Origin of the sequence: Stappia sp. BW2, assembly GCF_008107695.1 — a bacterium.
In the GTDB taxonomy this organism is placed as follows: domain Bacteria; phylum Pseudomonadota; class Alphaproteobacteria; order Rhizobiales; family Stappiaceae; genus Roseibium.
In genome coordinates, this window is sequence record NZ_VIRG01000058.1 from 17,190 (window position 1) to 39,632 (window position 22,443).

22 protein-coding genes are annotated in these 22,443 nt (G+C 60.2%); 10 read left to right on the forward strand and 12 right to left on the reverse strand.

Going from position 1 to position 22,443, the window contains the following annotated elements:
- Positions 1-112 precede the first annotated feature (112 nt).
- The 3 genes from ubiG (at position 113) to FMN63_RS08240 (ending at position 2,342) form a co-directional block, all read left to right on the forward strand.
- Positions 113-874, forward strand: coding sequence for a bifunctional 2-polyprenyl-6-hydroxyphenol methylase/3-demethylubiquinol 3-O-methyltransferase UbiG (gene ubiG / locus FMN63_RS08230; protein ID WP_148583487.1), 762 nt, complete (start codon positions 113-115; stop codon positions 872-874).
- A complete protein-coding gene (locus FMN63_RS08235; protein ID WP_148583488.1) occupies positions 874-1,569 on the forward strand; it encodes an alpha/beta fold hydrolase in 696 nt (231 codons plus the stop codon). Before ubiG ends, FMN63_RS08235 begins: the two co-directional genes overlap by 1 nt.
- A gap of 218 nt (positions 1,570-1,787) precedes the next feature.
- Positions 1,788-2,342, forward strand: a complete 555-nt coding sequence (locus tag FMN63_RS08240; RefSeq protein ID WP_148583489.1) for a phasin family protein — start codon at positions 1,788-1,790, stop codon at positions 2,340-2,342.
- 177 nt (positions 2,343-2,519) lie between these two features.
- Here FMN63_RS08240 and FMN63_RS08245 read toward each other — a convergent pair whose 3' ends face one another.
- The 8 genes from FMN63_RS08245 to FMN63_RS08280 form a co-directional block, all read right to left on the reverse strand.
- On the reverse strand, positions 2,520-5,066 hold the full coding sequence (locus FMN63_RS08245; RefSeq protein WP_148583490.1) for an HWE histidine kinase domain-containing protein: 2,547 nt from the start codon (positions 5,064-5,066) through the stop codon (positions 2,520-2,522).
- Entirely contained in the window at positions 5,053-5,622 is a 570-nt protein-coding gene (locus FMN63_RS08250; protein WP_148583491.1) for a biliverdin-producing heme oxygenase, read from the reverse strand. The genes FMN63_RS08245 and FMN63_RS08250 overlap by 14 nt, the downstream gene beginning before the upstream one ends.
- Before the next feature lie 24 nt (positions 5,623-5,646).
- Positions 5,647-6,036: a response regulator gene (locus FMN63_RS08255; protein WP_148583492.1), complete on the reverse strand. Its 390-nt coding sequence runs from the start codon at positions 6,034-6,036 to the stop codon at positions 5,647-5,649.
- A 243-nt stretch (positions 6,037-6,279) separates the two neighbouring features.
- The gene (locus tag FMN63_RS08260) at positions 6,280-7,035 is read right to left on the reverse strand and encodes a Crp/Fnr family transcriptional regulator (protein WP_148583493.1); all 756 of its coding nucleotides are present in this window, start codon (positions 7,033-7,035) and stop codon (positions 6,280-6,282) included.
- A gap of 119 nt (positions 7,036-7,154) precedes the next feature.
- Positions 7,155-7,682, reverse strand: coding sequence for a DUF1178 family protein (locus FMN63_RS08265; protein ID WP_148583494.1), 528 nt, complete (start codon positions 7,680-7,682; stop codon positions 7,155-7,157).
- On the reverse strand, positions 7,679-8,533 hold the full coding sequence (locus FMN63_RS08270) for a carbon-nitrogen hydrolase family protein (RefSeq protein ID WP_148583495.1): 855 nt from the start codon (positions 8,531-8,533) through the stop codon (positions 7,679-7,681). Before FMN63_RS08270 ends, FMN63_RS08265 begins: the two co-directional genes overlap by 4 nt.
- 47 nt (positions 8,534-8,580) lie before the next feature.
- Positions 8,581-8,838: a glutaredoxin 3 gene (gene grxC, locus FMN63_RS08275; protein ID WP_006932400.1), complete on the reverse strand. Its 258-nt coding sequence runs from the start codon at positions 8,836-8,838 to the stop codon at positions 8,581-8,583.
- Between the two features lie 112 nt (positions 8,839-8,950).
- Complete coding sequence (locus tag FMN63_RS08280) at positions 8,951-9,712, reverse strand: ComF family protein (protein ID WP_148583496.1); 762 nt, start codon at positions 9,710-9,712, stop codon at positions 8,951-8,953.
- Between the two features lie 223 nt (positions 9,713-9,935).
- Here FMN63_RS08280 and FMN63_RS08285 point away from each other — a divergent pair, with 223 nt between their 5' ends.
- Positions 9,936-10,835, forward strand: a complete 900-nt coding sequence (locus FMN63_RS08285; protein WP_209001044.1) for a methyltransferase domain-containing protein — start codon at positions 9,936-9,938, stop codon at positions 10,833-10,835.
- A 109-nt stretch (positions 10,836-10,944) separates the two neighbouring features.
- Here FMN63_RS08285 and FMN63_RS08290 read toward each other — a convergent pair whose 3' ends face one another.
- The 4 genes from FMN63_RS08290 to FMN63_RS08305 form a co-directional block, all read right to left on the reverse strand.
- A complete protein-coding gene (locus tag FMN63_RS08290) occupies positions 10,945-11,172 on the reverse strand; it encodes a Flp family type IVb pilin (protein WP_148583498.1) in 228 nt (75 codons plus the stop codon).
- Between the two features lie 29 nt (positions 11,173-11,201).
- On the reverse strand, positions 11,202-11,603 hold the full coding sequence (gene mutT, locus FMN63_RS08295; protein WP_148583499.1) for an 8-oxo-dGTP diphosphatase MutT: 402 nt from the start codon (positions 11,601-11,603) through the stop codon (positions 11,202-11,204).
- Between the two features lie 85 nt (positions 11,604-11,688).
- Entirely contained in the window at positions 11,689-12,930 is a 1,242-nt protein-coding gene (argJ, locus tag FMN63_RS08300) for a bifunctional glutamate N-acetyltransferase/amino-acid acetyltransferase ArgJ (protein WP_148583500.1), read from the reverse strand.
- Between the two features lie 257 nt (positions 12,931-13,187).
- Positions 13,188-14,096, reverse strand: coding sequence for a peptidylprolyl isomerase (locus FMN63_RS08305; RefSeq protein ID WP_286192559.1), 909 nt, complete (start codon positions 14,094-14,096; stop codon positions 13,188-13,190).
- Between the two features lie 269 nt (positions 14,097-14,365).
- On the opposite strand from FMN63_RS08305, the gene secA reads away from it, so the two are divergent.
- The 6 genes from secA (at position 14,366) to FMN63_RS08335 (ending at position 22,348) form a co-directional block, all read left to right on the forward strand.
- Positions 14,366-17,137: a preprotein translocase subunit SecA gene (secA, locus tag FMN63_RS08310; protein ID WP_148583501.1), complete on the forward strand. Its 2,772-nt coding sequence runs from the start codon at positions 14,366-14,368 to the stop codon at positions 17,135-17,137.
- 108 nt (positions 17,138-17,245) lie between these two features.
- Complete coding sequence (locus FMN63_RS08315) at positions 17,246-18,295, forward strand: glycosyltransferase family 2 protein (RefSeq protein WP_209001016.1); 1,050 nt, start codon at positions 17,246-17,248, stop codon at positions 18,293-18,295.
- Complete coding sequence (locus FMN63_RS08320; protein ID WP_148583503.1) at positions 18,285-18,716, forward strand: GtrA family protein; 432 nt, start codon at positions 18,285-18,287, stop codon at positions 18,714-18,716. Before FMN63_RS08315 ends, FMN63_RS08320 begins: the two co-directional genes overlap by 11 nt.
- Positions 18,717-18,722: 6 nt before the next feature.
- A complete protein-coding gene (locus FMN63_RS08325) occupies positions 18,723-20,240 on the forward strand; it encodes a glycosyltransferase family 39 protein (protein ID WP_148583504.1) in 1,518 nt (505 codons plus the stop codon).
- A 69-nt stretch (positions 20,241-20,309) separates the two neighbouring features.
- Positions 20,310-21,500, forward strand: coding sequence for an adenylate/guanylate cyclase domain-containing protein (locus FMN63_RS08330; protein WP_209001017.1), 1,191 nt, complete (start codon positions 20,310-20,312; stop codon positions 21,498-21,500).
- A gap of 53 nt (positions 21,501-21,553) precedes the next feature.
- Complete coding sequence (locus FMN63_RS08335; RefSeq protein ID WP_148583506.1) at positions 21,554-22,348, forward strand: alpha/beta fold hydrolase; 795 nt, start codon at positions 21,554-21,556, stop codon at positions 22,346-22,348.
- The last annotated feature ends 95 nt before the right edge of the window (positions 22,349-22,443 follow it).

A 22,443-nucleotide genomic window follows, 5' to 3' on the forward strand; every position in this document is an offset into this window, starting at 1 on the left:
ATTGCTGCAACTGGGTCTCTTGACAAATAGTCCCAGACCTTGGAACGACTTCGAACCGTTGAATGACCAGGCGAAGCGCAATGCCGCTTCAAGCTCTTGAAAGGACCGTCCGATGACTGGCAGGGCTCAGGAAACCAAAAGCACGATCGACAGCGAGGAAGTCGCGCGCTTTTCCGCCATGGCAGAGGAGTGGTGGGACCCGACGGGCAAATTCAAACCCTTGCACAAGTTCAGCCCGGTGCGGCTGGAGTACATCAAGGATCATGTCAGCCGGCACTTCGGCCGCGACCCGAAAGCATCCGACGCTTTCAAGGGGTTGCGCTTCCTCGATATCGGCTGCGGCGGCGGCCTCCTGAGCGAACCGATGGCAAGGCTTGGCGCTGAAGTGGTTGGAGCGGATCCTTCCGAAACCAACATCAAGATCGCCCGCCTGCACATGAAGTCCTCCGGCCTTGAGATCGACTACCGGGCAGAGACGGCGGAAGCCCTGGCGGCGGCGGGCGAGACCTTTGACGTGGTGTTCAGCATGGAGGTGGTCGAGCACGTGGCCGACGTGCCGCTGTTTCTGGAAGCCAACGCGCAAATGGTCCGTCCGGGCGGTCTGATGTTCGTTGCGACCATCAACCGCACGCTGAAAGCCTACGCACTTGCCATCGTCGGCGCCGAGTATGTTCTGCGCTGGCTGCCGCAGGGTACGCATACCTATGAAAAGCTTGTCCGCCCTTCGGAAATCGAAGGTCCGCTCCAGGCCGCCGGATTGAGCGTGATCGACCGCTGCGGCGTCACCTACAATCCGCTGACCGACACCTGGGCCAAATCGCGGGATATGGACGTGAACTACATGCTGCTGGCGGAACGGGCGAAAGAGAACTGATGAGCGACCCGATCCTGTTCATTCCGGGCCTCCTGTGCACAGAGGCCCTCTATGCTCCGCAGATCGTTGCCTTTGCCGACCGGCCGATCATGGTGGCGAACCACCGCGAACACGACAGCATCGATGCCATTGCCGCCAGTATCCTGGAAAAGGCACCCCAGCGGTTTTCCGTGATCTCGCTGTCGATGGGCGGTTACATCGCCATGGAAATCATGCGCGAAGCGCCCGAGCGGGTCGGCAAGCTTGCCCTCCTGGACACCAACGCCCGGCCGGACACGCCCGAACAGTCCGAACGCCGGCAATTCCTGATCGACCTGACCCGCAAGAAGGGCTTTTCCAAGGTTCCGCATCTGCTTTACCCCGGCTTCGTTCACGAAAAGCGTGAGGAAGACGAGGATTTGAAGGCAATCGTCGTCGACATGGCAAAAGAGACCGGGCCCGAGGCGTTCATCCGCCAGCAGACCGCCCTGATCCAGCGCATCGACGCTCGGCCCCGCCTTGGCGACATCGCCTGTCCGACGCTGGTTCTCGTCGGTGATGGCGACCGTCTGACACCAGTAGACATCTCTGAGGAGATCCACAGCCACATTCCCCAAAGCGAATTGGCCGTGATCGAAGGCTGCGGCCACCTGTCCACGCTGGAAGCTCCTGAAAAGGTGACGGCGGTCCTGCGCGATTTTCTCAATCGCCCATGAAGCCTTGAGGCGCCTGAACACGCCGTATTCGACCAAAGAATCGGCAAGGGATTTGATCCGTGTCAAAGCTTGGCCTTGATGCCAAGCTACAGTAACGTCACCTTTGAGGCGGGGTCCTGCGCGTGTTGCTAAACCGTTTGCAGGTCGGGGGACGGCAAGCCGGCGAAAACCGTCGTGGCCAGCCGCAGGATATCAGACGAACAACCGGAGGATCTATCATGCCGACGAAAAGCAATACCGGTGCCTTCGACTTCAGCGCCATGATGGCCGAATGGCCGAAATTGCCAGAATGGCCGGTACCGACCGAGTGGCCCATGCCCACCTTTTCCAATTGGGCGTTCGCCGAACGGGAAGACCGGATCGAAGCCAAGACAATCGAAAGTTTCCAGAAAATGGGCCAGACCATGTGGTCCCATGCCGAAAAGGCGTTTGACGATCACATGAATTTCGTCAGCCACCGGCTGCACGAAGATTTCGAATGCGCCAAATCCCTGAGCCAATGCGCCGCGCCGGAAGAAACGATGGCGAAGCTGCAGGAATTCTACTCCAGGATGGCAAGCGAATACCAAACCCATTTCGAAAAGCAGGCGACGCTGTTCCGCAACAGCTTTTCCGAAGGCGCAGCCACTGTCGAGGAACTGAACGAGACCGCGATGGAAAGCGTCAACGAAATGAGCCGGGCAGCGGAAGAAAGCCTGACCGAGGTGAAGGCGGCTGCGGCGGCAGCAGCAAAGCCGAAAACCTCCCCAAGGACGTCCAAAGCGAAGTCCTGACACAGACGGAGCATCCGCGTCAGCCCCGCGCGCGCCTTCGGCCCTCGTCCGGCGGCGAGGCTTCTGCCACCGCCGGTCTTGGTGGAAGCCTTGGTCGAACACACTGCCGAACCCGGAAGACGCCGTTGCACCGCTTTTACAATCGGTCAACGGCGCCGCGCAAGGGACGTTAGTCCCTCAAGCTTCAAGCACCTGAGAGAACAGGGACGCCAGCACGTCCTTGTCGTAAGGTTTGCTGATCCTCAAGGCGTTCGCGAGCTCCTCCGGCGCGTCAAGGTCTTCTCCGTAACCGGAGGCAAAGGCGAACGGTACGTTAATCTCCATGAGACGACGGGCGATTTCATAGCTCGTGTCCGACCCGAGATTGACATCCAGAAGCGCGAACTGGAACGGAGACGTCCGGTTTTCGATTTCCATGATCGCAGCTTCGACGGTTGCCACAACGCTGACCTCATCGGCGCCGAGAGACTGGAAGATATCCTCTGCGTCCATGGCGATGATCAGGTTGTCCTCAACGATGAGTATCGATTGGGGAACGTCGATCTGCTGAATGGTTTTCGCGCTTTTCTTTGTGGCCATGGCAACGCCTGCACGGCCCGGGATTACATGGGTCGACGGCAGTTTGAAGGACGCGGTCACACCTTCAACTGGATACTGAATCTCCGCCTCGCCCTTCAGTTCGAAGGGCACCGTGCGCTCGATGATGGTGGAGCCGAAGCCGCGGCGCTCCGGCACCTTCACCGGCGGTCCGTCCACATCTTTCCAGGACACCAGCAAGGCCCCGGCGTCATCGATCTCCAGATCGATTTCGACACTGCCGTGCTGATCCGATAATGCTCCGTACTTCGCGGAATTGGTGATCATCTCGTGCATGACGAGCGCCATGGCGGAAAAGGCCGGCGGCGTGAGCAGGACTTGCGGACCGGTCACGATCACCCGGTCCTTCTTGTCCAGCAGATAGCTTTCCGCTTCCGTGTCGATCAGTTCCAGGAAAGAGGCCGGCGACCAGTTGTGCCGCGTGATCTGGTCATGCGCACGCGCCAGCGACTGAACCCGGCTGTCGAGTTTCCTGACGAAGTCCGCCGTCGAATCGATGCCCGAATTCGTCTGCGAAATCAGGCCGCGCACAAGGCCGAGAATATTGCGAACCCGGTGGTTGAGTTCCGCGATCAGCAGTTCCTGCTTTTCATTGGCAGCCTTCCGTTGTCGCCCGGCTTCGTCGGCCATCCGCAGCACGACTTCAAGCAGCATGATCCGCAGTTGCGACGCCACCCGCATGTCGGAGGAATTCCAGTCTTCGCTCTGTCCATGAACCGTCTGCTGCCAGGCCTCGAAACTCTTGCGAGGCGTCAGGCGCGAATCGTTCGGCCCCACGGTCACCGGCTTTTCCGGGTTGCCCGCCCAATTGACCTTCTGCAAGACTTCCTCGCGGAAAAACAGGATGTAGTCACGGGGCGAGCGGGAAATCGGGATCGCCAGCACACCGGCGATCGACGCACCCCCGCCATCCCATCCTTCGATGATCGACGCAAGGCTGTTGGTCGCGAAAACCTCGTTCCCCGGAAAGGCGTTCAGAGCATCGCACACGGCGCGCACGGCATCGTCTTCGGGGGTCGATCCGGAGTGCTGAATAACATCTTCCTGGACGACGCAGAAACCGTCAGCCTGCAGTATTTCCCTGAAAGCATCCGCAGAAGACCGCAGGACCTCCGGCGAAGACACCTGCGAGGACAAGGCCCGTGAGATTTCCGTGGTCAGTTCGGCGACGCGCGCGTCCTTCGATTTCTCTTCCGCTGCCAGCCGGCTCTGCAAGACAAGTGAGAGCATCTGCCCGAACAGGAGCGCGCAGTTCCGGTAGCGCATGCTCGGCACAAGAGCGGTGTTGTGATGGCAGGCAATCAGCCCCCACAGTTCACCGTTGACGATCACGGAGATCGACATGGACGCACCCACACCCATGTTGCGCAGATATTCCAGATGGATCGGAGAAACTGAACGCAAACGGCTGCCGGAGAGGTCTATCGGCACACCGGCTTCCGACTTACGATGCTCGATTACAGGGTATCCGTCGTCGGCTACGTCCGCGATCAGCCGTATCGGGTTTTCCAGGTAAAGTGCGCGGGCCTGCTTGGGAATATCCGTTGCCGGATAGCGCAGATTGAGAAACGGCTCCATACCGTATTTCTTTGCTTCCGCAACGACTTCGCCGCTGCCATCTGTCGCAAACTTGTACAGCATGACACGGTCGAACCCGGTCACCATCTTGATGAAGCGCACAGCCTGGGAATAGATCGCCTCGACCTTCGGAAGGTCGGCCATCCTGTCGATGGCGTTGCGCACATTGGCAGTATCGTTGCTCTCGCTCTCGCGGGCACCGGCAGGCTCGAACTCCATCACGATGTTGGATTCGAGCGCGTGAATCGAAACGTCGAAAAGACGATCCGTTCCCTCCAGATTCAAATTGTAGACAACCTCCACACCGCGGCGCGGATGGATGAACTGCAGGCGATTTCGGATCGCGTGAATGCTCTCGGCCGGGATGAAGTCAAGCGCCCGCTTGCCGAGCAGGTCCTCTGGCGTAACGGGCACATACTGTGCAACATTTCTGGAAACGTGAGAAATAATCCAGTCCGGTGTCGTCGCGATCAGGAAGCCGAAGGACTGGACCTTACCAAGCAGATGAATCGGCTCTCGGTCACAGTTTGTGAGATCAACTTGTTCCAAACACTCGCTTCCTGTTGTTGTCCTGTTCGAGCAGCGCCTTGAGATAGCTATCGAACACCTGTCTTGCAGAGAAGACGGCCTGGCCGGTCGCTAACCCTGAGCGATCCTGCTCCGTCAACCACGCCAAAAAGGTCTTCCAATGGCTGCGCCCGCTACCGTGACGCAGAAACGCCGTTGGTAGGGTCGCGTCCGATTTGCCAAGCAAGGAGCACAGATAGGCGGCACCCAGCCGGGAGCCCTCAAGCACGTAACAAATACCTACTACGGAGGACTCGTCATTTAAAAAAGACATATCTCGCATCTTGGGCATGGGCAGCTTCAAGGCACTCAGGTCGCGCCGCAACGCATCCGTGCGCAACCGGTCCCGGAACTCGGGCAGGGTTGCAAAGTCGCGAGACCGCAGCAGCCAGTCTTCGACCGCAGGCAAGATCTCGGCGTGCATCGACAAAAACCTTGCGTAACCCGAGAGGGTTTCGATCGGCTGCGCGGAGACCGCATCGTCAAGACGGCGGTGCAGAGGCCCTGTGGCCTCTCGTAGAGCTTGGAGGAGTTGCATGGAACCTGACCCGGGAACCGGCGCCTAGGAGGTGAGGCGGCTGCAGGCGTCTTCAACGACACTCTGAAGCTTGGTCACGTTCGAGGGCTTCAATACCACGCAGGACCCGTCATAGCGCCCCTTCAGATCGACACGATCCGTATTCGCCGTGTGAAATATGATCGGGACGTTCTTCTTGTACAGCGCATCCGCAAGCGGATAGACCGCCCCGTCAGCGAGATCGACGTCCAGAACGGCAAGCTGAGGCTCCTCGCTCATGGCACATGTGCTTGCCTCTGCGACAGTCGCAAACGGCCCGACCACCTCAAGACCCATTCCCGATAGGGCATCTTCCAGCATCCAGGCGATAAGAGGCTCGTCCTCGGCCACGATAACCTTTATACTCTCGGAATTATTCAGCAAGGACAACGACATACTGGGGCCTCGGCACAGATCAGGTATGATTTCTATTTTGCTCTTCGGAAAGTCAACGCCTGAAGTCTATTTGAGTTCCCCTAATAGCAAAAGATTTTCATAAAAAGCAACACATTAACGAATATTAACATTACCTGATAGAATAATAAATATCCGACTTCCTCTACCAGATCAGCAATATTTGCTACGCAAGACTGAAGTAATCGTAATGTTGCATTCGAAAATCTTCTAATATCGCATACATCACAGAAACGGCCGGCTGACCGGCGTAGTATCGCCCCAGCCAGCAACTTTACACAGGCCCTCAATGTCCAGCACTTCACAACGGCTGCCCAGCCAGCGGATCAACCCGCCTTGCGCGAGCTTGCGCAGTGTCTTGTTCGTGTGAACCAGCGACAGGCCGAGCGTGTCGGCCACATGGGCCTGCGTGAGCGGAAGCACCCTGTCCACTTTGGTCAGGTTCTGGAGCTTGTCTATGCGCTGCTGCAGAAAGGCCAGTAGATAGGCGGCGCGTTCCGAGGCCGAGCGCCGTCCGATACTCAGAAGATGCTCGTCCAGGATACGTTCCTCCCGCGCCGCCATCCAGGTGACGTCGAAGGCAAGCGAGCCAAACCGCTCCCAGATCTCCCCCAGCCGGTTCCGGTCGAAGACACAGACCCTCAACGGTGTCAGCGCTTCGACCGTGTGTTGCATTTCACCGAGCAGCGACCCCTGCAAACCAATCAGATCTCCCGGCAGTGCATAGTTCAGGATCTGGCGCCGTCCGTCTTCCAGCGCCTTGGAGCGGAAAGCCCATCCGGACAGGATCGTGTAAAGGTGTGCGGACCGCGCGCCCTCCATCAACAAGGTAGACCCCTGATTGATGGTCAGTTCGCCCGTCTTGAACCGGCTGATGAACGCCAGCTCTTCCGGAGTGAATTCCCGGAAGTGACTGTTCGAACGCAAAGGACAATTGCTGCAGGATATCTTTCCGCCCTTCGCAGCACTTTGCATTTCCATCTTATTGCCCCCGATCGGTCTCCCGAACAGCGAAACCGGTTCCGGGATAGAAACTTCTTTTTGCCGCCCCGCACCCTGTTCGGCAAGTCTGGCGGTTCAACGAGCCGGTACCTTCCGGCTCAGTTCTTGTCTTCCGGAAGAGTTGGCAGTGGCACCACTGCGATTCCTTCTTCCATCAACTCTTGTGCGTCTGCAGGTGTTGTTTGTCCGTATATGCTGCGCTTTTCCGCTTCACCATAGTGGATCTTGCGCGCCTCGTCCGCAAACCCGGAACCAACGTTTTCAGACGTCTCCAGAATGTGGCTCCGAATCAGGCGGAGCGCCTCCACAACTTCACTCTGCCGCAAATCGTTGGGAATCAGCGCAGCCGATTGAGCAGGCGCACCGGAATCGGACACTGGCACCGGATCGGAGCCCGTTGCCGAGGCGGACGGCGTCTCTGCCGCAGGAGGTTGCTCCCGCGGCCGGTTGGCCTTCTTTCTGGAGGTCGCAACCGCTGGTGCCATCAGGGCCTTGCGAACCTCGGCGCTGCCACAGGCCGGACAGGTTACGAGCCTGCGGGCGCACTGCCCCTCGAAATCCTCGGAATTGCGAAACCAGCCTTCAAAGCTATGCGACGCCTCACAGACGAGCGTGTATCTGATCACGCGGGCATCTCCCCGGCGGGTTCTCTCAGCGTGCAGGAAAACCCGCGCTCGTTCGCAATGGCGGGAATGCGCTGGCGGGCCTTGGCGACAGCATCCGTGTCAATGTCCGCGAGCACGTAGCCCGGCTCGTCGTGATCAAGTTCTGCGATCACCGATCCCCACGGATCGACGATCAGGCTGTGGCCGAAGGTCTCCCTGCCGTCTTCATGGGTACCGCCCTGGGCTGCAGAAATCACGAACGCGCCGTTTTCGATTGCCCGGGCCCGTTGCAACACGTGCCAATGCGCTTCGCCCGTCTGTCGGGTAAAGGCCGCCGGCCCGGTAAGAACCTGCGCCCCCTCGCGGGCCTGCGTGCGGAAAATCGCCGGAAACCGGATGTCGTAGCAAACAGCCATGCCGACCTTCGCAAACGGCAGATCGGCGATCACCGACTGCGTTCCCGGCTCATAGGTTGCCGACTCGCGCCAGCTCTCGCCATTGGGCAAATCCACATCGAACATGTGGATCTTGTCATAGGTCGCCAGGATATTGCCATTCGGCTCGATCAGAAAGGCGCGGTTGGCGATCTTGCCATTGCCCGCAAGAACGGCCAGCGATCCCAGATGCAGATAGATCCCCAGGTCGGCGGCAAGCGCACGCGCTCTCTTCAGGAACCGATCGTCTTCGGCATCCGAGATCCGCTCCTGCAATTCCTGACGACTGCGCACCAGAACGTTGGACATCTCAGGCGTTTGCACAAACTGCGCGCCATCCTTCGCCGCTGCCCGGATCAGGCTTTCCGCGACATCCGCGTTGTCCGAAACTGTCTTGCCGGTGCGCAACTGAATGCATGCTGCCGTGAATGAAGTCATCCCACCACTGTCTCCGTCCTGGTAGGTAAAATTATGCAGTCAGTAAATCAGGACGCAAGCAGGGCGTCCAGTTTGCCCGCACGTTCCAGATCGTGAAGATCATCGCAACCGCCCACGTGGGTCTTGCCGACGAAGACCTGCGGAAACGTGGAATGTCCGTTGGCTTTCTGCACCATTTCCTTGCGCAGACCCGGATCGAACGTGGCATCGTGTTCCGTGTAGGCTACGCCCTTCTTGTCCAGCAGCCGCTTCGCCGCTGTGCAGAAGCCGCAGAGCTGGCGCGTATAGATCACCACTTCAGCCATCAGATCTTTTCCTTGTTCTTGGCAGCAGCACGCTTTTCCGCACCGCCGCACACCAATTGCCGGGCGTTATATGCGGGTGCGTGAAAAAAACTCAAGAGGACGCGTAACAAGATCAGGTCTTGTTGCCTGCCCGCAAGGCAGGGTCAACCTGCGCAAACGTGAGCACATCGACAGACGCTGCGCCCGCAGACAGCAGGCATTTGCAGCAGGCGGACACAGTGGATCCCGTCGTCAGAACATCATCGATCAACACAACGTGACGCCCCTGAACCAGATCAGCCCGAGAGCCGTCGACCGTAAAGGCGGACCGGACATTCCTGTGGCGGTCCTTGGCCGACAGGCCAACCTGCCGGCGAGTTCTCTTTTGCCGCCTGAGCAGCTGCGGCTCGAATTGCCCGCCGCATTCGCGGGCAACTTCCCTCGCCAGATCCGCCGCCTGGTTGAAGCGACGGGACAGCAACCGCAACCAGTGCAGCGGCACTGGCACCAGCAGGCTGTCTTTGCCGAGAAGCTCGCTGCCGGAACGCGCCATCCAGCGTGCCATCGGCCGGGCCAGCTCACGCCGCCCGGAAAACTTCAGCGCATGAACCATCTGCCGGGCCGGACCGTCATAAAAGGCGACCGCCCGCAGCCTGTTGAACACCGGCGGCGCAGCAATCGCCTGCGGGCTCCATGCACCTTCACCGACATCATAGGCGAACGGAATGCCGAGCCGCTGACACCAGGGCCGTTCCAGGAAAGGCACCTGAGACCAGCACTCGGCGCACAGTCCGGTCTGCTCGGACACACGCGCATCGCAACTGAAACAGCGTTGCGGCAGCACAAAATCGAGCGCGAACCGCGCCGCGATTTCCGGAAACCCGGCTATGTTCATCGCAAGACTTCGCAAAACCACTCCCGAAAAACGCTTGCAGAAAATGCACCTTCCATCCAGCAGCCACCTTGGCACCGAAACCGCAATCGATGCCAGCCCAAACAGGCAACAACTGTCCTGATGGCACCGGAAGACGGCTTATCAGACAGCCGGTGCGACCTTGCACCTTTGACCTTGGCGAACGGATACCATATGTGACCGCGAGAGTTAGTCCACAGCCGGGATTGCCGTGACCGCACAACCAGATCTCTTCGACCGCCCTTTCTTTCGCGCCTGCCGTCTGCGGGCGCTGAAGGCTGCCAAACCGGGTGCGGATTTTCTTTTGAAAGCTGTCAGCGAAGATCTTCAGGACCGCCTGTTGCTGGTCAACCGACGGTTCCCGGTTGCAGTTGATCTAGGCGGCCACCGTGCGCACGTGGGCGACGCGATCCGGCAGTCCGGCAAGGCTGACCTTGTTCTGCGAGCCGATCTCTTTGCCGCCGACCCCGGCCTGCCCGCGCCTGATCTCATCTTCGATGATGCGCTGATCCCCTTTGGCGACCAGACCGTGGATCTGATGGTCTCGGCGCTCAACCTGCAATTCGTCAACGATCTGCCCGGCACGCTCGTGCAGATCCGTCGTGCCCTCAAACCGGATGGCCTGTTTCTGGCCACCCTGCCGGGCGCCGGCACCTTGAGCGAACTGCGAGACAGCCTCACGCGGGCGGAACTGGAAATCAAAGGCGGCGCAGCCGCGAGGGTTCTGCCGTTTGCCGACACGCGTGATCTGGGCAGCCTGCTGCAGAGGGCGGGTTTTGCCCTGCCGGTAACCGACCTGGACAATCTGACTGTACGCTACGACAGCATGTTCGCTCTTCTGGCAGATCTCAGAGCCATGGGCGCAACCTCCGTCCTGAAAGACCGCAGCAGGCTTCCCCTGTCCCGTCAGGTTCTCTTGCGCGCGGCCCAGCTTTATGCCGAAAACCACGCCGATGCGGACGGACGGATCCGGGCGACGTTTTCGCTGGTGACCCTGTCGGGATGGGCGCCGCATGAAAGCCAGCAGAAACCGCTGCGTCCCGGCTCCGCCAAGACGCGGCTTGCCGACGCCCTCGGCGTCCAGGAACGCAAAGTCGGCGACTAGGGTGTCGGGTTCAGGTGGAAGTATCCTGCATCGCTTTTTGCGTTGAACTCCCTGATTTCAGGCAGTGAAAAGCGATACCGATAAGACGTGGCATGTTCTGAAGAACGGCTTAAGTGGAGCCGAGCACACCTTGAAGGGTGGTCGTGACTTTACCGAAGATGTCGTCACGCATGGTGGTACCGATTGTGGCCATCGAGATCAGGATGATGATGCTGATGAAACCGACAATCAGGCCATATTCAATCATGGTAGCGCCACGCGTATCGTGGACGAACTCCCGCCGCCTGGAAAAGGCCGAAAAAACACGGTCCGTGACGGATTGAAATCGAAACGGCATGCGCCCCCCGGGGAAATGAACAAACGGCCTTAAACAGCATCCTGCAAGTGCGGTATCAGAGGTTCATCGGCGGCAGGCATCGGGTAATCCCTCAACCTGGCAGCACGCACCCACTTCAACGCCTGGTTTTCCTTGCCCTGCGGTGTTCCATTCCACCTGCGGCAAATAAACAATGGCATAAGTAGGTGAAAATCTTCGTAAGAATGGCTGGCAAAGGTCAACGGCGCCAGACACGCTTCGTTAACCTCTATACCGAGTTCTTCGTCCAGCTCCCGGATCAGCGTTTCTTCCGGACGCTCGCCTTCCTCAACCTTTCCACCGGGGAATTCCCACAATCCGGCCATGGATTTTCCTTCGGGCCGTTGCGCCAGAAGAATGCGGCCATCCGCATCCACAAGGGCGCAAGCGGCAACGAGCACGATCTTGGTCATTGGCAAGGTGTCCAATCCTGGAACGCTGGTTTAAGGCACGGTTAAGCACGTTGGCGGACAACACCGTCAGAACTGCGAATGTCGTTCAGCTCCGGTAGTCGCCGTTGATGGCGACATATTCCTTGGTGAGGTCACAAGTCCAGATCGACGCCTGGCCGTCTCCCAGGCCAAGATCGACCCGGATGACGATGTCTTCCTGCTCCATCACGGCAGAGGCAGCAGCTTCGCTGTAGTCGGGATCTCGCTCGCCTTCGACCGCCACCCGCACATCACCAAACCAGATGGCCAGCTTGTCGCGGTCGGCCGGCTCGCCGGCCTTGCCGACAGCCATCACGACGCGGCCCCAGTTGGCGTCCTCGCCGGCGATTGCCGTCTTGACCAGCGGCGAATTGGCAATCGACAGTGCGATCTGCTTGGCGGACGCATTGCTTTCCGCGCCTTCCACCCGCACTTCCACGAATTTGCGCGCGCCTTCGCCATCGCGGACGATCTGATGGGCGAGGTCCAGCATGACGTCACCAAGGGCTGCCCGCAGGATGTCGACACGCGGATCGTCGAGAGAGGCAACGCTCTCCACGCCCTTGTCGGCGGCTGCGCCGGTTGCGAACAGAAGCACCGTGTCGGACGTGGACGTGTCGCTGTCGACCGTGACCGCATTGAAGCTGCCGCCAACTTCGCTGCTGAGCAGCGCTTGAAGAACCGCCGGAGCAATCGGAGCATCGGTGTAGACGAAGGACAGCATGGTGGCCATGTCCGGCGCGATCATGCCGGCCCCCTTGGCGATGCCATTGATCGTCACGGTGACGCCATCCAGCTCGACACTTGCGGTGGAGACCTTGGGATAGGTGTCGGTGGTCATGATTGCCTTGGCCGCATCCAGCCAGCTTGCGCTGCCCTGGTTGGTCTTCAGCTCTTCGATGACGCCGGAAAACTTGTCGGCCGGCAGCGGTTCGCCGATCACGCCGGTCGATGCCAGGAAGATTTCGCCTTCGCTGCAACCAAGCGCCTTGGAAACGATTTCCGCAGACAACTCGACGGCCGCCTTGCCCTTCTTGCCGGTGAAGGCGTTTGCGTTGCCGGAATTGACCAGCAGAGCACGGGCCTTGCCGCCGCCAACCCGCGCCTTGCACCAGTCAACCGGTGCGGACGAGCATTTGGAGCGGGTGAACACCCCGGCCACCGCCGTTCCCTCGGTTACCGTCGCCAGCAGAACGTCGGTCCGGCCCTTGTACTTGATCCCGGCGGACGCGGTCGCGAACTGAACGCCCTCGATCTCCGGCATCTCGGGATAGGACTTGGGCGCAAGGGGAGATACGGTGGTCGACATCGTGGCGGTCCCGGTCAGATGATATTAAGCTCCGGACCAACCGGCGCTCAGTCGAGATCGTTTGACCGTCCGCAAATTGATCCATTCAAATGGATGCGAGCACATTGTCCGCACTCGCCTGAACACAGGATGCTCTTGCCGTAAGCATGTGACAAACGCAAGCCTTTTCAAGCCATGTCGGGCGTGGTGCACAGCGCTGTAAAAAAGCCCGGCAGCCTGGCTGCCGGGCTCATCACGCGTTTCAGGCAAAGCCTGCCTTATTCGGTTTTGGCCGCACCGTCTTCGGCTGCAGCCCCTTCCTCTTCAGCAGCAGCGGCGCCGGCCTCTTCGGCCTTGGCAAGGTTCTCATCGAGGATCTCGACGGCAACCTGATCCTTCAGCTCGGTCATACGGGCGTCATAACGCTCACGCATCAGCTGCTGACGCAGACCGTCGGCAACGGCCTCAAACGGAGGCTTTTCCTGTTGGCGCTTGTCTTCCAGCTTGATCACGTGCCAGCCGAACTTCGTTTCAACCGGTTCCTTGGTGTAGGTGCCGGGTTCCAGAGCGAAGGCTGCGGTTTCGAACGTGGGAACCATCTGGCCCTTGACGAAGTAACCCAGGCTACCGCCGTTCGGACCGGACGGGCCGGTGGACTTTTCGCGGGCCAGTTCAGCAAAATCCGCACCGCCGTCCAGCTCGGCAATGATGGCTTCGGCCTCAGCCTTGTCCTTCACCAGAATGTGGCGGGCGTTGATTTCTTCCGGACCTTCGAAATCGGCGAATTCCTTGTCGTAGGCCGCCTTAACCTCTTCGTCGGTCACTTCAGCGTTGATTTTCTGGGCGAGGTAGGCGTTGCGCAGGGCGCGCAGCTTCAGGAAGTCCAGCTGACGCTGGAAGTCCGGATCCTTGTCCAGGCCATCTTCACGGGCGGCCTTCGCCATCAGCTCCATATCGACCATGACGTCCAGCAGAAGCTTGCGCCATTGTGCCGGCGGGAACCGCTGCAATTCCTTGCCCAGGTCCTGTGCGGCAAAGGCGAGATCGGCTTCGGTGATTTCCGTATCGCCAACTTTCGCGACCACATCGTCCGGCTCTGCAGCGGACAGGACGGTGGATCCGAGCGACAGCGCCAGGAGAGAAACGGCAAGCGCCTGAGCCGGCCTGCGCATCGAAATTCGGAACATGAGTAGTCCTTTACGTATCGGAACAGTAATCTTTCTTACCCCTGTATTACGGGGGCGTGGGTACATTGCGCATTCCTGCGGCGTTGACAAGCATTCAGCCCCCTCTTATCTGTCGGGCGTCCTGGCAGTCGTGCCGGGAAGGCATCTTTTCGGCCGCGATTGCCGGCCAGCGCTCTGCGCCAGGCGGCAACGTGGACAGCAATTGAGACGATTTCATGGGCAGGCGCCTCTTTGCCAGTTGGCGCCGCCTTGTAGGGAAGGACCGCCACATGGCTGGCCTTGGCGCATTAGCACGTAAGATTTTCGGTTCGGCGAACGACCGTAGAGTGAAGTCATTTCGGGCAAAGGTCGATCAGATCAACGCCCTGGAGCCGGAGATTCAGGCTCTGTCGGACGAGGCCCTCAGAGCCAGAACCGACGAGTTCCGAAACCAGCTGAAAAACGGCGCAAGCGTCGACGATCTTCTGGTCCCCGCCTTCGCCACAGTTCGCGAAGCGGCGCGTAGAGCGCTCGGCCAACGTCATTATGACGTGCAGTTGATCGGCGGCATCGTGCTCAATTCGGGCCAGATCGCCGAAATGCGCACGGGTGAGGGCAAAACCCTCGTCGCCACCGCACCGGTCTATCTGAACGCCCTGACCGGAAAGGGCGTTCACGTCGTCACCGTCAACGACTACCTGGCACAGCGAGACAGCGACTGGATGGGCCAGGTCTACAGATTTCTGGGCCTCAGCGTCGGCTGTATTACCCACGGACTGAGTGACGAGGAACGCCGGGCGGCCTATGCCGCCGATGTCACCTACGGCACCAACAACGAATTCGGCTTCGATTATCTCCGTGACAACATGAAACATGACCGTGAGTCCATGGTTCAGCGCGGACATGCCTATGCCATCGTCGATGAAGTGGATTCGATCCTGATCGATGAAGCGCGTACGCCTCTGATCATTTCCGGCCCGCTGGAAGATCGGTCCGAGTTCTACAATTCGGTCGACGCCTTCATTCCGCATCTGACCGAGGAAGACTACGAACTCGACGAAAAACAGCGGTCGACATCTTTTACCGAAGCCGGTAACGAAAAACTGGAACAGCTGCTCGGCGAAGCCGGTCTGTTGAAGGGCGAGTCGCTTTACGACGTCGAGAACGTCGCCGTCGTGCACCACCTGCAGCAGGCGCTGAAGGCGCACAAGCTCTTCCAGCGCGACAAGGACTACATCGTCCGCAACGATGAAGTCGTCATCATCGACGAATTCACCGGCCGCATGATGCCGGGCCGCCGTTTTTCGGAAGGCCTGCACCAGGCATTGGAAGCTCGCGAAAAAGTGCGCATCCAGCCGGAAAACCAGACGCTGGCCTCCATCACGTTCCAGAACTACTTCCGCATGTACGGCAAACTGGCCGGCATGACCGGTACCGCGTCCACCGAAGCCGACGAATTCGCCGACATCTACAAGCTGGAAGTGGTCGAGATCCCGACCAATGTGTCCGTCAAGCGTATCGATGACGACGACGAGGTCTACCGGACCGTTCAGGAAAAATTCCAGGCCATCGTCAAGCTGATCGACGACTGCAAGAAGCGTGCGCAGCCGATCCTGGTCGGCACCACGTCCATCGAGAAATCCGAGTATCTCGCCGAGATGCTCAAGAAGCACGGCTACAAGCAGATCGATCTCAGCGATCCGGCGGCCTTTGCCGCCGCGCAGAAGAGCGAAGGCGGCAAGAGCGAAGTCTTCGCGGTTCTCAATGCGCGCTACCACGAGCAGGAAGCCTTCATCGTCGCGCAGGCCGGTCTGCCGGGCGCCGTCACCATCGCCACCAACATGGCCGGCCGCGGTACCGACATTCAGCTCGGCGGTAACGCCGACATGCAGATCGCAATGGAACTGGGCGACATGCCGGAAGGCGAAGAGCGCACGGCGCGCGAAACCCAGATCCGTGCCGAAGTTGAAGACATGAAGCAGAAGGCACTGGCTGCCGGCGGTCTTTACGTCATCGGCACAGAGCGCCACGAAAGCCGCCGCATCGACAACCAGTTGCGCGGCCGTTCCGGCCGTCAGGGCGACCCGGGCCATTCCAAGTTCTTCCTGTCCCTGCAGGACGACCTGATGCGCATCTTCGGGTCCGAGCGCATGGATTCCATGCTGCAGAAGCTTGGCCTGGAAGAAGGCGAAGCCATCATCCACCCCTGGATCAACAAGGCTCTGGAAAAGGCGCAGCAGAAGGTCGAAGCCCGCAACTTCGACATTCGTAAGAACCTTCTGAAATTCGATGACGTGATGAACGACCAGCGCAAGGTGGTCTTCGATCAGCGTATCGAACTGATGGACAGCACGGCGATCCAGGACGCGGTTGCCGAGATGCGTCACGACGTGATCGACGATCTCGTTTCCGGGCATATTCCCGAACGCGCCTATCCCGAACAGTGGGATACGGAAGGTCTTCAGGAAGAAGCGCGCAAGTACCTGAACCTCGACCTGCCGATCAAGGATTGGGCGGAAGAGGAAGGCATCGCCGACGAAGAGGTCAAGGATCGCCTGCGCAAGGCCGCAGATGCCGCCATGGCCCAGAAGGTCGCCAAATACAGCCCGGACATCATGCGCCAGGTGGAAAAGGCCGTGTTGCTGCAGACACTCGACAATCTGTGGCGCGAGCACCTGGCCAATCTCGATCACCTGCGCTCCGTTGTCGGGTTCCGTGGCTACGCCCAGCGCGATCCGCTGCAGGAATACAAGACCGAAGCCTTCACGCTGTTTGAGTCCATGCTCACCCAGCTTCGCCAGATAACCACCGCGCAGTTGATGCGGGTTGAGCTGGTGACGGAGCAGCCGCCGCAGATGCCGGCCGAACCGGAGATGCACCCGCATCACATCGACCCCTCGACCGGGGAAGACGAAATGGCCATTGCCGACGCCCAGTTGGCGGTGTCCCCGGCACAGCGCGACCCGAACGACCCTTCGACCTGGGGCAAGGTTGGCCGCAACGAGGCCTGCCCTTGCGGCTCCGGCAAGAAGTTCAAGCATTGCCACGGCGTGCTTGTCTGACGGCAATCGACCCAAATGACCATGACGAAGGCCAGCCTGTTAAAGGGCTGGCCTTTTTCGTGAAATTCCGGCAGGTTGCCGCCGACTTCAACCGGCTAACGAATGTTCATGCACACCACAGCGGCTAACACAGTCTATGTCACCCGGCGGGAAAGCGCTCGCCCACAGGCACCGCTGCTGAGCATCATCGTGCCGGTCTACAACGAAGAAGAGGTCATTCTCCCCTTCCTGCAGGCGACCCGCCCGGTGCTCGAGCGGACCGGTCTTCAATACGAATATGTTTTCATCGACGACGGCAGCCGCGACAGGACGGCCGATATCCTCTCCGAACAGCTGGCGAACGACCTGCCCGGACGGCTTCTGGGCCTGTCCCGCAATTTCGGCAAGGAAGCAGCCCTGTCCGCGGGGCTGGAAGCGGCCAGGGGAGATATCGGCATCATCATCGACGCCGACCTGCAGGATCCGCCTGAGCTCATCCTGCAGATGCTGGACGGATGGCGTGCAGGCTACGACGTCGTTTACGGTCTCAGGGTCGACCGCTCTTCCGACACAGTCATGAAGCGCTCCACGGCGGGCATGTTCTACAGCCTTTTCAACCGGCTCGCCAACATCGACATGCCGGCCAATGCCGGCGATTTCCGTCTGATCGACCGCTGCGTGATTGACGCCCTGCTGCGCCTTCCCGAGCGCAACAGGTTCATGAAGGGGCTGTTCGCCTGGGTCGGCTTTCCGGCCATGGCGCTGCCTTACGAACGCCCTCCGCGCCTCGCCGGTACGGGCAAGTTCAATTACTGGAAACTCTGGAATTTCGCGCTGGACGGCCTGACCGGCTTCACCACGCTGCCGCTGCGCGTCTGGTTCTATGGCGGAGCGCTGATCTCTGTCGGTGCCTTCGCCTATGCGCTTTATCTGACCCTGCGGGTTATTATCGAGGGCATCGACCTTCCGGGCTATGCCTCGCTCATGGTCGCGATCCTGTTCTTTTCTGGCGTGCAACTGCTGTCGATCGGCATGATCGGGGAATATGTCGCGAGGCTCTTCAACGAAGCAAAGCAGCGGCCGGTGTTCATCGTTCAGGATGTGATCGAAGGCAGCTCCGCCCCCCAACCCGCCAAACAATCCGCCAAAAAACCGGACGACGCCGCCAATGGTGCCTGAGGCCCGTCACGGCAAGCTGAAATCCGAGACCGCGGCGGCCGGCAAGTTTGCGGTGATCGGCGTACTGGCGACCCTCACCCATGCCTCGGTAGCCGGCAGCCTGCTGCAATCGGGATTGCTATCGCCCTATCCGGCCAACATCTGCGGCTTTCTGGTGGCCTTCTGCGTTTCCTTCACCGGCCATTATTTCTGGAGTTTCTCGCATTTGCGCCGGAAGGGGACCGCGATCAGAAGCATGCTCCGCTTCCTGGTGATCGCCGTTTCCGGCTTTCTACTGAACACCACCGTTCTGGCCCTGTGGCTGACCCTGACACCCTGGCCGGATCTCATCGGCCTCCTCTTTTCCATCGCGATTGTGCCTGCCCTCTCCTTTGCCGGTGCCCGGCTCTGGGCGTTCTCGCACCATCCAGCCGGAACCTGACCCCCGATGCGCCTGATCGACACTACACCCGCACGGGCCGCCGTCTATTACGCTGCAGGTCTCTGCCTGCTCTATGCCCTGGTACCGGCCCTGACCTTTCCCAATCCGCCACTAGATGTGGTGGAGGGTTTTGCCTGGGGACGGGAGCTTCAGCTCGGCTACACCAAACACCCGCCGATGCAGGCCTGGCTTCTGGAGCTGACCTATCGCCTGACCGGTGGCACAAGCGGCGGCTATTGGCTGAGTGCGGCGTCTGTCGCCCTTGGCTATCTGTTCATCTGGCGGCTCGGCCGCCGTCTTGGCCTTTCCGACCAGCAGGCCTTCTGGTCTCTCGTTCTGACCAGCGTCACCTTCTACTTCACGCTGCCCCTGCCCGAATTCAACCCGAACATCCTGCAGATCCCGATCTGGGCCGGCATGATGCTGCTGTTTCACCGGGCATTGGAGAAAGGCCGGCTGCTCGACTGGGTCCTGCTCGGCGCACTTGCCGCGTTCGGTCTCTATACGAAATATTTCGTGCTTCTTCTGATTGGCGCCATTGGACTCTACGCCCTGGTGTTCGCCGACGCCCGGCGGCACATCCTGCGCGCCGGCCCCTGGGTGGCGATTGCCGTCTGTCTCGTTCTCATGCTGCCGCACGCCGCCTGGCTTCTGGATACGGATTTCCTGACGCTGCGCTACGCGGCAAGCCGCAGCAAGCCGGCAACCGGTTTCATCGACCACCTGTTCAATCCGCTGAACTTCCTGGCCGCCCAGATCGGCAATCACGCCGGCCTGTTCCTGGTCATCCTGGCCGGTCTTGGCTGGCGTGGCCTGAAACGGATTCGACAGCGCAGACGCGAAACAATCACGACCCTGCCTGTACCTTCGGACCGCTTTCTGCTCTGGTTTGCCATCCTGCCGCTAGCCGTCGTTCTTCTGGCTTCGGCCATCACCGGCAACGAGTTCGAACACATGTGGGGCACACCCATGTTCGTGCTGTCCGGCATCCTGGCGGTGCGGCTTCTGGCGTTGCCGGATTTGTGGCCCTTTCCTGCCCGCGCGCTCGCAGCGGCCATCGCAATCCAGGCGATTTTTCTCGGTGTCCTCTTCGGGCAGGCGGTTCTGGAGCCCTATTGGAAACACAAACAGACCCGGCTCCACTATCCCGGCAAGACAATCGCGGAAGAGTTGGCCCGTGTCTGGAAAGACCGCATGGGCACCGATCTTGCCTATGTGGCCGGCGACATGTGGTCGGCCGCCAATGTCACCATTCAGGCGCCCGTCCGTCCCTCCATGTTCTATCTTCATGACCTGACCCTCAGCCCCTGGATCGACCCCAAGGACGTTCAGGAAAAGGGCCTGATGATCGTCTGGCGCGGAGACCGGGAAACGCCGCTTGAGGAAATCCGGCGCTACTATCCCGACGCCGTCCGTGAGGGGGCGCAGACCTTCGCTTACCAGACCTACGGCAGCATCCCAGATGTGACCGTCAACTGGCTCATCGTCCCGCCCGGCAAGGTGAATTTCGAACCGGGGCAATAATCGCGCAACGCCCACACAAGCTGTCTGGAAACCGGACGAAAACCCCACTACCTTGGCGCCATGATCAGTATGGCGGAAATTGACAACGTCGAGGACTGGTTGATCGACCAGTCTCTTGGCTCGCCCGATCTCGGGTCCATGTTCGGCGAGATGTGTGAACGCCTGCGCACCTGCAAGGTGCCGGTCGATCGCGCGATGATCGGCTGGTCGACCCTGCACCCGTTGATCGAGGCAGAGACCGCCATTTGGGAAAACGGCTCCGAAATCTACCGCGAACAGATTGCCCACGACGCCGAGGAATCCAACGAGTGGCTGCAAAGCCCTGTCCGTGCTGTGCTCGTGAATCAGGAGCCGGTCCTGCGGCGACGGCTCGCGAATGCCAATTCTGCGCCCGAATTCCCGCTGCTCGTTCGCCTGAAGGAAAGCGGGTACACCGACTACATCGTGATCACCACGGAATTCGACCTGCCGACCATCAAGGACCCGATCTCCGCTTCCGGCATCGTGATCAGCTGGGCAACGCGGGAAACGGAGGGCTTTTCGGACGAGGCGCTGACCGCGATCCGCTACATTCAAAAACGCTTTGCCCTGGCCGCCCGCGCCACGATCCAGGGCCAGATCAACCAGACAATCGCCGAGACCTATCTGGGCAAGATCGCAGGCAACAAGGTGCTGAACGGTCAGATCCGCCATGGCGACGGCCAGACCGTCGATGCCGTGATCTATTTCAGCGACATGCGCGATTCGACCGCCATTGCCGAACTGCTCGGCCCCGATGCCTACCTGTCGTTCCTGAACACCTATTTCGACGCGACAGCGGGCGCGATTCTGGCCAGTGGCGGCGAAGTGCTCGACTTCATCGGCGACGCCGTTCTGGGCGTTTTTCCCATCGGCTCGCAAAGTCTGGACAAGGCCGTGGTGCAGGCGCTTTCGGCTGCCGATGAAAGCCGGCACCGTCTGAAGGCAATCAATGCCGACCCGGGGCTGCCGCATCTTCTGAAGGCGGGCATTGCCCTGTCCGTCGGGTCTGTCATGTTCGGCAACATCGGCGTGCCGCACCGGCTCACCTTTTCGGTGATCGGCCAGACAGTGCACGCTGCTGCCCGTATCGAAAGCCTCACCAAGACCGTTGGAGCCGACGTGCTGATGACCGAAGACGTCGCCCGCTTCGCCAGTGAAAGATCGAAGCCGGCCGGGTCGTTTGACCTCAACGGCTTCACCGATCCCCAACCCCTGTTTATCCTGGAACCGCTTTCCTGAGACGTTTCCCGCCTTCGGACAATTCCCCATTCCCTCGACAAGCAAAGACCGACATGACCGATTTACGTCCCGACGCCCCTTCCCACCTGCCCTTCAGAGACCAGGCTGCCACCGGTCCAGACGACGGCGCTCCGGTCGTGCTTCTGCATGGGTTCGGCGGCGACCGGCAGACGTGGCTCAACATCCAGACGGCGCTGGCCTCGAAGAAACGCTCCATAGCCTTCGACCTGCCGGGTCACGGCGAGGCTCTGGACTGGCCACGGATCGGCAACGCAGGCGTTTCCGCAAAGGCCGTTGGCCAGTCGCTCAAGGCGCTAGGCCTGACGAAGGTCCACCTCGTTGGTCATTCCATGGGCGGCGCGGTCGCCGCGCTGATTGCCCTGCGCAATCCTGAACTGGTCGCCAGTCTCACCTTGCTGGCACCAGGCGGTTTCGGCCAGGAGATCAACCACCGCCTGCTACGCCGCTACGCGGCCGCAACCGATGCCGACACCATGGAAACCCTGCTCGAACAATTCTTCGGGTGGGAGTTCAAGCTGCCGAAATTCCTCGCTAGAACGGCTGCCGAAAGCCGCGCACGACCGGGAGCGGCGGTAACGCTGGAGGCAATTGCGGACGAGATCATCGACGGCAGCGTGCAAAGGACCCTGCCGCGCGACGAGCTCGCAGCCCTGCCCATGCCGATCAAGGTTCTCTGGGGCACGCAGGACCGCGTCCTGCCAACGCGCCAGGCCCACAAGCTGCCGGGCGTCGTTGCCACGCATATCTTCGAGCGAACCGGCCACATGCTGCATCTGGAACTGCCCAAGGAAGTAACCCGGCTCATCCTCCAGAACGCAGGGTGCTGAGCCGGGCCATCGTCCAGCCTCCAGAAATTTTCGCCATGATATGGCCCCCGGGCGCGGTTTGGGATAGGTAGCAGGCCGAAACCCGGGCAGCCAGT